General features: G+C 63.0%; 13 protein-coding genes. All 13 read right to left on the reverse strand.

What is annotated here, in order from left to right:
• Positions 1-61: 61 nt before the first annotated feature.
• Positions 62-1,699 carry a F0F1 ATP synthase subunit alpha gene (gene atpA, locus ACIOWL_RS02150; RefSeq protein ID WP_400381103.1) on the reverse strand — a complete coding sequence of 546 codons (1,638 nt, stop codon included), beginning with the start codon at positions 1,697-1,699 and terminating at the stop codon, positions 62-64.
• 123 nt (positions 1,700-1,822) lie between these two features.
• Positions 1,823-2,635 carry a F0F1 ATP synthase subunit delta gene (locus ACIOWL_RS02155; RefSeq protein WP_400381105.1) on the reverse strand — a complete coding sequence of 271 codons (813 nt, stop codon included), beginning with the start codon at positions 2,633-2,635 and terminating at the stop codon, positions 1,823-1,825.
• The gene (locus ACIOWL_RS02160) at positions 2,635-3,189 is read right to left on the reverse strand and encodes a F0F1 ATP synthase subunit B (RefSeq protein ID WP_400381108.1); all 555 of its coding nucleotides are present in this window, start codon (positions 3,187-3,189) and stop codon (positions 2,635-2,637) included. Before ACIOWL_RS02160 ends, ACIOWL_RS02155 begins: the two co-directional genes overlap by 1 nt.
• Positions 3,190-3,269: 80 nt before the next feature.
• Positions 3,270-3,476: an ATP synthase subunit C gene (locus ACIOWL_RS02165; protein WP_022876338.1), complete on the reverse strand. Its 207-nt coding sequence runs from the start codon at positions 3,474-3,476 to the stop codon at positions 3,270-3,272.
• Between the two features lie 105 nt (positions 3,477-3,581).
• Complete coding sequence (gene atpB, locus ACIOWL_RS02170; RefSeq protein WP_400381111.1) at positions 3,582-4,373, reverse strand: F0F1 ATP synthase subunit A; 792 nt, start codon at positions 4,371-4,373, stop codon at positions 3,582-3,584.
• Between the two features lie 285 nt (positions 4,374-4,658).
• The gene (locus tag ACIOWL_RS02175) at positions 4,659-5,093 is read right to left on the reverse strand and encodes a hypothetical protein (RefSeq protein WP_400381114.1); all 435 of its coding nucleotides are present in this window, start codon (positions 5,091-5,093) and stop codon (positions 4,659-4,661) included.
• A 166-nt stretch (positions 5,094-5,259) separates the two neighbouring features.
• Positions 5,260-6,378 (reverse strand): MraY family glycosyltransferase, encoded by a 1,119-nt coding sequence (locus tag ACIOWL_RS02180; protein WP_400381116.1) that lies wholly within the window; start codon positions 6,376-6,378, stop codon positions 5,260-5,262.
• Positions 6,375-7,061 carry an L-threonylcarbamoyladenylate synthase gene (locus ACIOWL_RS02185; protein ID WP_400381119.1) on the reverse strand — a complete coding sequence of 229 codons (687 nt, stop codon included), beginning with the start codon at positions 7,059-7,061 and terminating at the stop codon, positions 6,375-6,377. The genes ACIOWL_RS02180 and ACIOWL_RS02185 overlap by 4 nt, the downstream gene beginning before the upstream one ends.
• A gap of 37 nt (positions 7,062-7,098) precedes the next feature.
• Positions 7,099-7,974: a peptide chain release factor N(5)-glutamine methyltransferase gene (gene prmC / locus ACIOWL_RS02190; RefSeq protein ID WP_400381122.1), complete on the reverse strand. Its 876-nt coding sequence runs from the start codon at positions 7,972-7,974 to the stop codon at positions 7,099-7,101.
• A 17-nt stretch (positions 7,975-7,991) separates the two neighbouring features.
• Positions 7,992-9,065, reverse strand: coding sequence for a peptide chain release factor 1 (prfA, locus tag ACIOWL_RS02195; protein ID WP_400381125.1), 1,074 nt, complete (start codon positions 9,063-9,065; stop codon positions 7,992-7,994).
• A gap of 168 nt (positions 9,066-9,233) precedes the next feature.
• Positions 9,234-11,648: a transcription termination factor Rho gene (gene rho / locus ACIOWL_RS02200; protein ID WP_400381128.1), complete on the reverse strand. Its 2,415-nt coding sequence runs from the start codon at positions 11,646-11,648 to the stop codon at positions 9,234-9,236.
• Between the two features lie 333 nt (positions 11,649-11,981).
• Positions 11,982-12,911: a homoserine kinase gene (thrB, locus tag ACIOWL_RS02205; protein ID WP_400381131.1), complete on the reverse strand. Its 930-nt coding sequence runs from the start codon at positions 12,909-12,911 to the stop codon at positions 11,982-11,984.
• A gap of 177 nt (positions 12,912-13,088) precedes the next feature.
• Positions 13,089-14,189, reverse strand: coding sequence for a threonine synthase (gene thrC / locus ACIOWL_RS02210; protein ID WP_400381134.1), 1,101 nt, complete (start codon positions 14,187-14,189; stop codon positions 13,089-13,091).

Genomic DNA, 14,189 nt, shown 5'->3' on the forward strand with positions numbered 1-14,189 from the left:
TCCCAACGTTTGGGGTGCGGCGCCGAATCCGGCACCGTACCCCTAAACGTTATGGAAATTGTCAGCGCTTCTGCTTGACGATCTGTTCCTGGTCGACGGACTGGGCATCCAGAGCATCGTGCTCTTCGTGTCCGGCAGCAACCAGCTGGTCATCGCCCTGGCCGAAGAAACCGGCCTTGAAGTCAGCGATAGCTGCCTTCATGGCGTCGACGGTCTCGTTCTCCAGCTTGCCGGTCTGAGCCAGAACGGTCAGCACCTCAGTGCGGTGACGCAGGTAGTCGATGAACTCGCGCTCGAAGCGCAGTACATCTTCGACCGGAACATCATCCAGGTAGCCGTTGGTGCCGGCCCACACGGAAACAACCTGATCCTCGACGGCGTACGGCTGGTACTGGCCCTGCTTGAGCAGTTCCATCAGGCGTGCACCACGGGTCAGCTGCTGCTTGGAAGCGGCATCCAGGTCCGAGGCGAACATGGCGAAGGCCTGCATGTCGCGGTACTGAGCCAGTTCAAGCTTCAAGGTACCGGAAACCTTCTTCATGGCCTTGACCTGAGCGGCGCCACCCACGCGGGAAACCGAGACACCCACGTCGACAGCTGGGCGCTGGTTGGCGTTGAACAGATCCGACTGCAGGAAGATCTGGCCGTCGGTGATCGAGATGACGTTGGTCGGGATGAAGGCCGAGACGTCGTTGGCCTTGGTTTCGATGATCGGCAGACCGGTCATCGAACCTGCGCCCAGCTCGTCCGAAACCTTGGCGCAACGCTCAAGCAGACGGGAGTGCAGGTAGAAAACGTCGCCCGGGTAAGCTTCGCGTCCTGGCGGACGGCGCAGCAGCAGCGACACGGCGCGGTAGGCTTCAGCCTGCTTGGACAGGTCGTCAAACACGATCAAAACGTGCTTGCCACCGTACATCCAGTGCTGGCCGATGGCCGAACCTGCGTATGGTGCCAGGTACTTGAAGCCGGCAGGGTCGGATGCCGGGGAGGCCACGATGGTGGTGTACTCCAAGGCGCCCTGCTCTTCGAGGGTCTGGCGCACGGCTGCGATGGTCGAAGCCTTCTGGCCCACTGCAACGTAGATGCAGCGAACCTGCTTGGTCTGATCGCCGGTGGCCCAGTTGGCGCGCTGGTTCAGGATGGCGTCGACAGCAATTGCGGTCTTGCCGGTCTGACGGTCGCCAATGATCAGCTGACGCTGGCCGCGGCCGATCGGGATCATGGCGTCGATGGCCTTGATGCCGGTCTGCAGCGGTTCGTGAACCGACTTGCGCTCGGTAACACCAGGTGCCTGGAGCTCCAGTGCACGGCGCCCTTCGGCCTCAATCGGGCCCAGGTTATCCAGTGGCTCACCCAGCGGGTCAACCACGCGGCCCATGAAGCCGTCGCCTACTGGAACCGAGAGAATCTCGCCAGTGCGCTCGACCTTCTGGCCTTCTTCGATGCCGGTGAAGTCACCGAGCACCACGACGCCGATTTCACGGGTGTCGAGGTTCTGGGCCAGGCCCAGGGTGCCGTCTTCGAACTTCAGCAGCTCGTTGGCCATGACGGAAGGAAGACCTTCCACCTTGGCGATGCCGTCGCTTGCTGCGACAACGCGTCCCACCTCGGTGCGCTCTGCCTTACCCGGTTCGTAGGAAGATGCGAACTCGTTTAGGGCATTACGGACGTCGTCGGCATTGATGGTCAAATCGGCCATCTGCAGTCCCTGCTCTCCTAAATTGTGATCCACCGCAAATCAATGGCGGATCGATGTGAATGAAGTCTGTGTTGGTCCCGGCTAGCCGGAACTTTTGCCAGGGGTCAGCCCCTGGCAAAAGTCCTAGCTGGCCAGGGCGCGGCGCAACTCGGCCACACGAGATGCCACGGAAGCGTCGACGACTTCGTCGCCCACCTTGACTACCAGGCCGCCGATCAACGACGGGTCGGTAGTGGCGTTAAGCTTCAGCTGGCGACCGTAAACCTTATTCAGGCTGGTCTCCAAGCGCTGAAGCTGGGCCTCGGAAAGCTTCACAGTGCTGGTCACCGAAGCGATCCAGCGCTGCTGGCGCTTAGCCACGAGCTCAACGAAACGCTCGATCAGAGCAATGGGCTTCAACCCGCGAGGGGCCGAAACTGCCTGGGAGATCAACACCTGCGCGGTCCGCGACGCGTTGGGCACGAGATTGAGCGCCAAAGCGCTCTTTGCCTCGGCTGGGGCCTGCGCATCATCCAACGCACGCTGTAGTTCGTGGTTAGAACGAACCACCTCGATGAAGGAGAACAGATCCTGCTCCAGCTTGGCCAGCCCCGAAGCGCCGTCCTGCTGCTCGGCCACTGCGGTCACCGCAGTGACAGCCAGCGTTTCGAGCGCATCGCTAATGTCGCGTTCCGAGCTCCAGCGGGTGGAAGCCAGCTGTGCGAGGGTGGCCTCGGTATCAGCCGACACCTTCCCACGCAGCAGCTGCGCCAACAGGCTTGCCTTTTCGGCAGCTTCACGGGCTGGATCAGTCAATGCTCGGCGAAGACCGGCATTTGCATCCAGTACTTCCAGGACCGCGAACAGTTCCTTCGGCAGCTCCAAAGATGCCGGTGCCAGCTTGGGTTCCAGGAACTCCAAAGCCTTTGCCAATGACTCGCTCGATACACTTGCCATTAGTTCGATGCACCTGCGTTCTGCTGAGCTTCCAAATCGTTCAGGAACTGATCAACCACGCGCTGGGCACGGGCATCGTCCTTCAGAGCTTCGTCAACAATCTTGCTTGCAAGTTCAGTGGCCAAAGTGCCCACATCGGTGCGAAGCGACGACAGAGCGGCGGTGCGCTCGGCCTGGATCTGACGCTGAGCCTGCTCACTGATGCGAGTAGCCTCGTCGGTTGCCTTGGTCTTCAGATCCTCAAGGATCTGAGCACCTTCGCTGCGAGCTTCCTCGCGGATGCGATTGGCCTCGGTGCGAGCTTCCAGAAGCTGGGCCTTGTACTGTGCCAAGGTCTCCTCTGCTTCCTTCTGTGCTGCCTCGGCCTTCTCCAGGCCACCTTCGATCGCGGTGACGCGATCTTCGTAGGACTGCTCGAACTTCGGAGCAATTACCTTGATGACGATGAACAGAAGGACCGCGAAACCAACACCCGTGACGAGAATTTCCCACGGATTTGGCATCAGCGGATTGGCCGATTCGCCCGCAGCGAGGATGAAGTCAGTGCTATTCATACTCACCATTCCTTATCTATTAGTTTCCACTTGTGTGTATGCCTCGCGATAGTGGCGAGGCCACTACAGCCGGGAAGGACTTACTTGATAACGAAGGCGAAAACCAGGCCCAAGATGGCCAGTGCTTCAGCAAGTGCGAAGCCAAGCATTGCGATTGGCTGCAGGATGCGCTGTGCTTCTGGCTGACGTGCAACGCCATTGATGTAAGCAGCGAAGATCAGACCAACGCCGATAGCCGAACCGATTGCTGCCAGACCGTAACCGATCATATTCAGGGAGCCGCTCATGCGATTATTCCTTTCAAGATACCGTGCTTGTTGCCGGTAGGTTGTGAGGTTTTCCTTGACTGAACCAAGGAAGAACTATTGGGTTTGAGTAAAGAAGAAATGGCCTTAGTGGGCGTCGGCTTCAAGCGCACCTTGGATGTAGATCGCGGTCAGGAGCGTAAACACAAACGCCTGCAGAACCATGATCAACAGTTCGAGGAAGTACATAGCTACCGAACCGACGATCACCAGAACGCCAACACCATTCAGTGCCAACGAATCCTGAACGACGATTAAGTGGCGTGCACCCGAGGCTGCCAGCATCACGATGATGTGGCCTGCCAGCATCGTCGCCATCAAACGCAGCGAGTGCGTCAGCGGGCGGACGATGAAGTTCGAAATAATTTCCAAAGGCACCAGCAGGATCAGCATCACCGGGCTCACGCCCGTTGGAGTAACTGCCAGTTTGAAGTAACGAATACCGTGATTCTTCAGACCCACGGCAATCCAGGTGCCGTAGATGATGATTGCCATTGCGTATGCAGAACCAGCGTGTGAGAACGATGGAAGCTGCAGGAACGGGATGGCGCCGAAGAGGTTATTCAGCAAGACGAAGAAGAACGTCGCGAACAGCAGCGGAATCCAAGGACGGAAGTTCTTTTCGCCGATGATGTCGCGGCCGATGCCGTTACGCACAAAGGCGTAGCCGGATTCAGCGAGGTACTGCATCTTGCCTGGAACCAATTTAGGGTTCTTGATAGCTGCGGTGAAGAACCAAGTGATGAGCACGATCGAGAGTACGATCATGAGCATCTGCTTGCCGAAACCCGTACCGTACTCAGCCAACCAAGGGAAAATCTCTGGAAGGTGGGTATCGGACACGGTTGGCGGGATAAATCCGCCTTCTTCTGAGGCCATTGGGAGCGCAAACGCGAACAACGCGCTGTCCTCTCTGCAGTAACGGTCACGGGCAAAAGGCGGTGACTGGCGGTAACTGCCTTTCACCGTGTGAAGAAAAGATCAAACGGGTACTTCCCACAGCTGCCGCCGATGGCGTCAACTTTGACAAGTGGCATCCACAGGTTCCCCTGAGGATGATTCCGATTCACCCGCGTGCGATTACGCGCACGGCCGAAAATGACCCGTTAGTAAGCTTATCAAACTCACAGCATCTCTCTGACATAAGAGTCAGAGCTCTAAGTCCTATTCCTCGTTGTAGATGGCAAGGCGTGCCTTCATGAAGGCGCGCACCTCACCAATCTGCCAGGCAACAAGGGATACGGCTGCAGCAAGTACGAAACCCTGACGATTTACCCAATCGGGCAATCCCAGGTTCAACAGAACGAAGGCGACGCCGAACACCTTTATGACGAATGTTGCCAAAAACGCGGGCATGGCCCACGAGCGGCGAACTCGCCCTGCAGCTTCAGCGATCAGAATGCCAATAGCAAAAAAGCCAATAACCACACCGGCGGCAAGCGCGCCAGATAGCGCGTACTCAAGATCGGCGACAAGCCAAGAAATCAGGAAAAAGACGGCTGTCGCTATGATCGAGTACACCAAGGAAAGGCCCAAAATCGGCAACCAAATGGATCTCGAACCAGACGAAAGAGCGACGCGGGCAGAACTAGAAGCCAAGTCCGCATCCTTTCTTTGCCTAAATCGATGACCCATGATGCACCTATCGATGCTGATGAAACTCAAAACCCCCAGCAAACAAACTGTTCGGGGAGTAGATCCACATTGAATTCTACACGAGATAGAAACAGTTTGCTTTAGCTGAGGCTCATCTCATTGAGATTGGCTACTTGGCCAGTTTCGCCCGTAGCGCACGGATGCGGTCGACCACCAGCGGCTTCCACGTGGCAAGACCCACACCAAGAAAAAGCAATATGGCGATCGGCGCCATCAAAACCACCGGGATAAATGCGATCGAGACCACCGACACGGCGATGAACCCGGACCACAGATAGAGCAGGATCACCGCGCGGCGTACCGAATGCCCCTGGGCGAGCATCTTGTGATGGATGTGTTTGGCATCCGGCGAAAAGGGTGAGCGTTTGTTGGCCAGGCGTCGCAGGACCGAGAGCACAAGGTCTAGAACTGGTAGGAAGACGACGACCATGGGCAGCAGCATCGGCATGTAGGCCGGGATGTTGCGGAAGCGTTGGGCTTCCAGCCCCTGCACGTCGCCGGTGACAGCGATGGTGGCCACCGAGAGGATCATGCCGATGGCCAGCACCCCGCTCTCCCCCATGAAGATGTTGGCGGGGTTGAAGTTATGGGGCAGGAAGCCCAAACAAGCCCCCAGCAGCAACGAGCACAAAAGCGCACCCATGTTGGCGTAATCATCGGCGCTGACATGGGTTGCCAGGATGTAGGAGTACACAAAGAAGGTGGCGGCGCCAATGGCGGCCAACCCAGCGGCCAAGCCATCAAGCCCATCGGAGAAGTTGATCGCATTCATGGTCAGCACGATCAGGAAGATGGTGATGGCAACCTGGATCCAGGTGTGCTCGATCTGCCATGAGCCCACGGGCAAGGACTGGATGACGATGCCATGGGCGACGATGATGCCGCCGACCCCCACCTGGCCGCCGGCTTTGATCCACCAGCGCAGGTCGTACATGTCATCGGCTAATCCGAGGATCAGGATCACCAGCAGCGCCAGGACGATCCCGGTGATTGGTTTGTTGTTGGAGAATACCCCGTGGAAGAAGTTGAGCTGGCTGGCCAGCCCTAATCCCAGCGCGAAGGCGGCAATGATCGCCACACCGCCGAATTTGACGATCGGCTTCTCGTGCTGGTCGCGGGCGCGCACCTTTTGGTTGCCGGTGAACTTCTCGCCCACGGAGCGGACGATCGGGGTGAGTAAAAAGGAAACCGCGAAGCTGAACGCGATCAGCAGGACATAGCTTCTCATGCGCCTTGGCCGGAGCTATCCTGACCCAGATCAACAAGTGCGGGGACAACCACACGCAGCTCCTGGATGGAGATGGCACCGGCGCGCACCACCCTAAGCCGCTCACCGGTGCAGTCAACGATGGTTGAGGGCAGGCTTTGAGTGCCATCCTGCGAGGCGCGCGAGCCCCCGTCCAGGTAGACATCCACCGATTCGCCCAGCTGCTCGATGGCTTCGTCCACCGTGGTTGCCGCCGGCTTTCCGGTGCGGTTGGCGGAGGATACCGCCAGCGGACCGGTGGCCTTCAACAACTCCAAGGCGGTGTCGTCGTTGGGAACCCGCAGCGCCACGGTTCCGCGGGTCTCCCCCAAATCCCAGGTCAGCGACGGCTGCGCCTGCAGGATCAGGGTCAATGCGCCGGGCCAGAATGCGTCGGCGAGCTTGCGAGCGTCCTCGGGCACGTCGCGGGCCAGACCGTCCATGGTGGCGGCCTGGGAGATCAGTACCGGCGGCGGCATGGTGCGGCTGCGCCCCTTGGAGGCCAGCAGCATCGCCACCCCCTGGGCGCTGAACGCATCGGCGCCGATCCCGTACACCGTGTCGGTCGGCAGGACGATGCACCGCGCAGCCGACAGCGCGGTGCGCGCGGCTTGAATACCGGCAGCGTGTTCCTGCTCGTTGCTGACCAAAAATCGTGTGCTCACGGGATCATTCTTTCATGTGGGGTGGTCGGTGGATAGTTCAGCGCGGCGCGCGGCCGCTGGTGGAGCGCGGGCGTGAAGACAAATCCGGGTGCCCGGCCACATAGGCGAAGCCTGCCTCGCGCAACAGCTGCGCGGCGGCGTTTTCCTGCACCTCGGCGTGCTCCATCACAAACAGCCCGCCCGGACGCAGCAGGCGCAGGGCCTGGGCGGCGACGGCCCGCGGGATCTGCAGGCCGTCCTCGCCCAGCCCGTAGAGGGCCATCTGTGGGTCGTGGTCGCGCACCTCGGGTTCGCGAGGCACCGCGTTGGGCGGGATGTAGGGCGGGTTGGAAATGACCAGGTCCATGGTGCCGTGCAGCACTTCCGGCAGGTCGGTGGCGTCGCGGTGCAATACCGTGACGCCCAGCGGCTCGCAGTTGGCCCGGGTGTAGCCGATGGCGTCGTCGGAGAGTTCAACGGCCCACACCTGCGCGTGCGGGACCTCGCTGGCCAGCGCCGCGGCGATGGCCCCGGAGCCGGAACACAGATCCACGCAGCGCGGAGCCTGGATGCCATGCTCTCGCAGGAAATCCAGGCCCAGCTGCACCACTGTCTCGGTTTCCGGGCGCGGGGAGAACACCCCTGGCCCGACCTTCAGGGTCAGGTAGCGGAAATGCCCCTCGCCGGTCAGGTGCTGCAAGGGAATGCGCGCCGCTCGGCGCGCGAGCAAATCCAGGTACCGGGTGTGCTGCGCGGCGGTGAACGCATCCCCGCGTAATTCACGCAGTTTCAGTTCGGCTCGGCTGATACCCAGCACATGGCAGGAAATCAGGTCCGCGTCGGCTCCGGGGCTGGGCACCCCGGCGGCGGCCAGCTGTGCCAGCCCCGCGCGGCGCGCCACGGATAGTTTACGCTCAGGTTCGGAATTCTGCACGGCTACGCGGGCGCTGCTTACTCGCCCAGCGCGGCCAGGCGCTCTTCCTCATCCATCTGGATGCACGATTCGATGACCGGCTGCAGGTCGCCGTCCATCACCGCGTCCAGGTTGTAGGCCTTGTAGCCGGTGCGGTGATCCGCGATGCGGTTCTCCGGGTAGTTGTAGGTGCGGATGCGCTCGGAACGGTCCATGGTGCGGATCTGGCTGGCGCGCACAGCGGAGTTCTCCGCGTCGATGATCTCCTGCTGGTGCGCCAGCAGGCGCGAGCGCAGCACGCGCATGGCGGCTTCGCGGTTCTGGATCTGCGACTTCTCGTTCTGCATGGCGACCACGATGCCGGTGGGCAGGTGGGTGATGCGCACCGCGGAGTCGGTGGTGTTCACGGACTGTCCGCCGGGGCCCGAGGAACGGTAGACGTCGATCTTCAAATCGTTCTGGTGGATGTCCACTTCTTCGGGCTCGTCGACCTCGGGGAGCACCAGCACGCCGGCGGCCGAGGTATGGATGCGGCCCTGGGATTCGGTCACCGGCACACGCTGCACACGGTGCACCCCGCCCTCGAACTTCAGGTGCGCGTAGACGCCCTCGGCCGGGTCGTTGGACTTGCCCTTGATGGCCACCTGGGCGTCCTTGTAGCCGCCCAGATCGGACTCGTTGTAGGAGATCATCTCGACCTTCCAGCCCTTGGCCTCCGCGAAGCGGGTGTACATCCGCAACAGGTCAGCGGCGAACAACGCAGCCTCATCGCCGCCTTCGCCGCCCTTGACCTCCAGGATCACGTCGCGCACGTCGTTCTCATCGCGCGGGATCAGCAGGCGGCGCAGCTTCTCCTCCAGGACCGGCAGCGCCTGGGTGAGATCGTCGACTTCCTGGGCGAAATCCGGGTCTTCGTCGGCCATCTCCTTGGCCGCTTCCAAATCATCGGTGGCGGTGTGCCACTTGTTGTATGCCTCGACGATGCCGTTGAGCTGCGCGGAGCGTCGTCCGAGCTTGCGGGCCAGGGCCTGGTCGGCGTAGACCGCCGGGTCGGAGAGCTTCGCCTGAATCTCGGCGTGCTCCTCAAGTAGCGACTTGACGGATTCAAACATGGGGCAGCTCTTCCTTATTCTCCGCGTTGGTGCCACGCGGCTCTGGCCAGCGGCCACACTGGGCCGGGTTAAATTCTAAGTCTTAAGCGTCGCGGTGATTGACGCACCGATGGCGCCCAGCCGGCGGCAGGGGTGCCGGCCGGCTGAACGCCATGGGTTTTTTGATCGCTAGTGCTTGTCCGGTGTGGTTTTGTTCACCAGCATCAAGAACTCCGCGTTTGACTGGGTCTCGCGGATCTTGCCGGTGAGCACCTCCAGGGCCTGCTGCGGATCGATGCCGGAAAGCATCCGGCGCAGACGCCACATGATGCGCACCTCTTCGGCGCTCATCAGCTGCTCTTCACGACGGGTCGAGGACGCGTTGACGTCGACAGCCGGGAAGATGCGCTTCTCCGCCAGCTGGCGGCTCAGGCGCAACTCCATGTTGCCGGTGCCCTTGAACTCCTCGAAGATGACCTCGTCCATCTTGGAACCGGTCTCCACCAGCGCGGTGGCCAGGATGGTCAGCGAGCCGCCGTTTTCGATGTTGCGCGCGGCTCCGAAGAAACGCTTGGGCGGGTAGAGGGCCGCGGAGTCCACACCGCCGGAGAGGATACGGCCCGAGGCCGGGGCGGCCAGGTTGTAGGCACGGCCCAGGCGGGTCATCGAATCCAGCAGGACCACCACGTCCATGCCCATTTCCACCAGACGCTTGGCGCGTTCGATGGCAAGTTCCGCCACGGTGGTGTGGTCATCGGCCGGACGGTCGAAGGTCGAGGCGATAACCTCGCCCTTGACGGTGCGCTGCATGTCGGTGACTTCTTCGGGACGCTCATCCACCAGCACCATCATCAGGTGCACCTCTGGGTTGTTGGTGGTGATCGCGTTCGCGATTGACTGCAGGATCAGGGTCTTGCCGGCCTTGGGAGGCGAGACGATCAGGCCGCGCTGGCCCTTGCCGATCGGGGCGACCAGGTCGATCACACGCGGTCCGACCAGCTTCGGGTCGGTTTCCAGGCGCAGGCGCTCGGTGGGGTACAACGGCACAAGCTTGTTGAATTCAACACGCTCGCGGTTGTCCTCCGGCTTGCGCCCGTTCACGGAAGTCAGCTGCACCAGCGCGTTGAACTTCTGGCGCGGGTTCGGGGTTTCACCCTCGCGCGGAGCGCGGATGGCGCCGACGATCGCGTCGCCCTTGCGCAGGTTGTATTTCTTGACCTGCCCCAGAGTGACGTACACGTCGTTGCTGCCGGGCAGGTACCCGGCGGTGCGGACAAACGCGTAGTTCTCCAGCACGTCCAGGATGCCGGCGATCGGCAACAGGACATCGTCCTCGCTCAGCTGCGGCTCGTCGTCATCGCGGCGACCGCGGCGGTTGCGGTTGTTGCGATCGTTGCGATCCTGGTTTCGGTCGTTGCGGTCGTTGCGCTCGCGGCGGTTGCCGCGCTCGTTGCGATCCTGGTTGCGTTCGGTACGCTCTGCACGATCACCACGGTCGTTACGCTCGGTGCGCTCCGCACGGTCATTGGTGCGTTCGCGGCGGTTGTTGTTGCGCTCGGCGCGCTCGTTGGTGCGCTCGCGACGCTCCTCGGACGGCTCGGCCGCATCCTGCTCGGCGGATTCGTTGCGATCCTGAGCGCGATCGGTGCGCTCTGCACGATCGGTGCGCTCACGGCGATTCCCGCGCTCGCGGCGGTTGCCGCGCTCACGACGCTCTTCGCGCTGATCGCCGGACTTCTCAGCCTCTGTTGCAACACCCTGTGCCGAATCGAGGTCAGCAGCCGAGGCCTTGGCCTCGGCGACCGGTGCCGGACTTTCCTGCACGGGAGCCTCGGTACCCTGCTCGGCCTTCGCGGCGCGGGTGTTCCTGCGCTGACGCGGCGCACGTTCCTTGGCCGGTGCCGGATCGCTGTCCTCTGCCGGGTTTTGCTGCGCGGTTTCCACCGGCTGCACCGGGGCGGTTTCGGCCTGGTTTTTCGCTGCCTTGGAGCCTGCGTTCCGAGCCGCGCCCTGCTTGGCGTTGCGCTGCTTGGCCGCGCCGCCCTTGCCGGACTCCACGGTGTTCGATTCCGCTGGAGCCGAATCCTGGGCGGCGTTCTCCAAGGTGGCGGTGCTCTTGGCCGCGATCTTGCCCGAGTCGGTCACCCGACGCGAGGTCCGACGGGCGCGAACCGGCTTCTGTGCCTGCGGCTCTGCTGCCTGAGCGTCGGCTGCCGGGGCCGGGGTCTCGGCCTTTGCGGCAGCTGCCTGCTTCGCGGCGGCCGGAGCAGCCGGAGCCGTCTCTGCCGGTGCCTCGGCGGCCTTCGGCGCGCGACGGGCACGGGTGGTCTTCGCCGGAGTTTCCTTGGCCGCTGGGGCAGGTGACTCTTCGGCCTTCGGCGCCGCGGCCTTGGCCGAGGCGTCCTTGGCGGCGATCGAGCCGCCGCGCTGGTGGGAGCTGATGGCGGAGACCAGATCGGCCTTGCGCATCCGCGATCCCCCGGTAATACCGAGCTGCGAGGCCAGCTGCTGCAGCTGGGTCATCTTCAAAGAGGCGAGGCCCGCGCTCTTGGTCTCGGAAGTCTTGGTGTCCACGCCTTCGTTCAGGCTCGTGGTTTCGGTCACGAAAGTTCCTTCTGACTCGTAGGATGGGCTGCCTGAAGGCAGTCCACTGTGCCGTTATGGGAGGTGGCGCAGCCCAGAATGAGAGGCTGTTCCACCGCAACCCGCCCGCCGTCGGGTCTATCCGGTGGTGGCGGGAATGTGGGTTTAGAACTGATATCTCGACGGCACGACTGTGCATGAACGTGGGATATCAAGGGTGCTGCGAGCTGCAGGAAAAATCCGGAACGGCCGGGCGATCGCAATAGGCTTGGTTCGCCGATCGCGTCCGCGTCAGCACTCGCCATTTGGTTCATCACGGGGCTGACGCCCACATGATCCGGTCTGCCTTGAGTGCTACAGCATCTCTACTGTAACACCGTTCAGGGCCAGCGGCGGAAATTCAGCACGCCAGGACACCGAAGATTGTGCCGAAAAGGCGCTGATGAGCTCCCCGGCGCGGCGTGCCTGCTCGTCGCCCGCCACCAGCGTGAGCACCGTCGGACCCGCGCCGGAAACCACCGCGGCCAGCGAGTGCTCCCGCAATTGCGCGATCAGGGCGCTGCTTTCAGGCATCGAGTCGGCCCGGTAGGACTGATGCAGATAATCGATGGTGCCGCCCAGCAGGTAGGCCGGGTCGTTGCTCAGCGCGTGAATCAGCAGCGCGCCGGAGGCGGTGTTGGCCGCCGCGTCGGCGTGGGCGATCTGCGAGGGCAGCACCCCGCGGGCCACTTCGGTGGAAAGCCCGTTGGACGGGATCGCCAGCACCGCGCGAACCTGATCGTGCACCGGCACCAGCGCGCAGCTGAAGGAACCGTCGGGGTTGGTGGCCGAGATGCTCAGCCCGCCGTAAACGGCCGGAGCCACGTTGTCCGGATGGCCCTCCCAGGCGGCGGCGGCCTGGAATACGGCGTCCAGTCCCCCGCGCGCCTCCTCCGGGAGCAACGCGTCGGCCGCCGCGTAGGCTGCCACGATGGCGGCCGCCGAGGATCCCATGCCGCGCGCGTGCGGGATGTTGTTGACCGCGCTCAGCTCGATCCCCGCCGGGGCGAACCCCCGTGCGGCCCAGTACGCGTGCATCTCGCGGATGATCAGGTGCGATTCGTCGCGCGGCAGGCTGTCGGCACCGTCACCGCTGATGCTCACCACGGTTTGCTCCGCGGTTCGGATCTCCAGCTGGTCGCGGAATTCGAGCGCCAGGCCCAGCGAGTCGAAACCCGGCCCCAGGTTGGCGGTGGTGGCGGGCGGGGAGACGATCAGGTGCTGACCCAGGGCGATCTGCTGCATGGCTTCCTTGAGGTAGTGCGCGGACGGTGAGGAACGGACGATGAAAAGTTATCGCGAGGAGTTCAATGAACGCGGCGGCCGGGGTGCGGCGCGGGTGCGAGTGAACAGGCAACGGCCCGCCGCACCCGCACCGGGTAGTGGTGCGGGCGCGGCGGGCCGGGGAACTGCTGAGAATGCCTAGGACAGGCCCAGCGCGGTGGCGACTTCCACCACGTCGAAACCGACCTTGGTAGGGGCAACGGCCGAGCCGTCGGCCTGCTTCAGCGCCCAGTCCGGATCCTTCAGGCCGTGGCCGGTCACGGTGATCACGATCTTTTTGCCGGTTGGCACATTGCCCGCGGCGTGGTGCTTGATCAACCCGGCCACACCTGCGGCCGAACCTGGCTCCACGAACACGCCCTCGCGGGAGGAGAGCCAGCGGTGGGCGGCGAGGATTTCTTCATCGGTCACCGAATCGATCTGGCCGCCGGACTCATCGCGCGCTTCTTCGGCCTGGGCCCAGGAGGCGGGATTGCCGATGCGGATGGCGGTGGCGATGGTATCCGGTTCGGTCACCGGGTGGCCCAGCACGATCGGGGCGGCGCCGGCGGCCTGGAAACCCCACATGATCGGGGTCTTCGTGGACACCGGGGCGAGCACGTCGCCGGCCTGGTTGGTGAACTCGGAGGCGTACTCGTTGTAGCCCTTCCAGTAGGCGGTGATGTTCCCGGCGTTGCCCACCGGCAGCACGTGGTAATCCGGGGCGTCGCCCAGGAAGTCGACAACCTCGAACGCGCCGGTCTTCTGGCCCTGGATACGCGCCGGGTTCACCGAGTTGACCAGGAACACCGGGTAGTTTTCACTCAGTTTGCGGGCGACCTCAAGGCAGTTGTCGAAGTTGCCGTCGATCTGGATGATGTCCGCGCCGTGGGCGATCGCCTGGGAGAGCTTGCCCATGGAGATCTTGCCGTCCGGCACCAGCACGGCGCACTTCAGCCCGGCCTGGGTGGCGTAGGCGGCGGCGGAGGCGGAGGTGTTGCCGGTGGACGCGCACACCACGGCCTTGGCCCCGGCGGCGACCGCGGCGGTCATCGCCATGGTCATGCCGCGATCCTTGAAGGAGCCGGTCGGGTTCATGCCTTCGACCTTGAGGTAGACCTCATTGCCGGTCAGCTCCGAGAGCGCCGGGGCGAAGACCAGCGGGGTGCCGCCTTCCCCGAGCGTGATGACCTTGGTGTTTTCGTCTACTGGCAGACGGTCGGCATATTCGCGGATGACTCCGCGCCACTGGTGGGCCAC

The sequence above is a fragment of the Glutamicibacter sp. NPDC087344 genome (assembly GCF_044744225.1).
Classification (GTDB): Bacteria; Actinomycetota; Actinomycetes; order Actinomycetales; family Micrococcaceae; genus Glutamicibacter.